At 51.7% G+C, this 271-nt stretch carries 1 protein-coding gene and 1 tRNA gene; both read left to right on the top strand.

The window, feature by feature from the left end; genetic code table 11:
- On the top strand, positions 1–103 hold a 103-nt coding region (locus tag AAEY83_RS15225; protein ID WP_351060229.1), incomplete at its 5' end, for a carbon storage regulator.
- A gap of 62 nt (positions 104–165) precedes the next feature.
- Positions 166–256 (top strand) — tRNA-Ser (locus tag AAEY83_RS15220).
- The last annotated feature ends 15 nt before the right edge of the window (positions 257–271 follow it).

Raw genomic sequence — 271 nt, 5'->3', positions numbered from 1 at the left:
CCAGGTGCGTATCGGCGTCAACGCTCCGAAAGAGGTTGCGGTGCACCGTGAGGAAATTTACCTGCGTATAAAGAAAGAGAAGGACGAAGAACCAAGCCATTAATTTTTATCGATTTTTATGTTTGCAAACGGGGAAGAAGCTGGTTAATATACGCCCCGTGTTGCGGAGAGCTGGCCGAGTGGCCGAAGGCGCTCCCCTGCTAAGGGAGTACACCTCAAAAGGGTGTCGGGGGTTCGAATCCCCCGTTCTCCGCCATTATTTGCTTAGTAC

It is taken from the genome of Psychrobacter sp. TB20-MNA-CIBAN-0197 (genome assembly GCF_040309765.1).
GTDB classification, from domain to species: Bacteria; Pseudomonadota; Gammaproteobacteria; order Pseudomonadales; family Moraxellaceae; genus Psychrobacter; species Psychrobacter submarinus.
The sequence above is the reverse complement of the archived record's forward strand: the minus strand, read 5'-3'. Positions and strand labels throughout refer to the sequence as shown.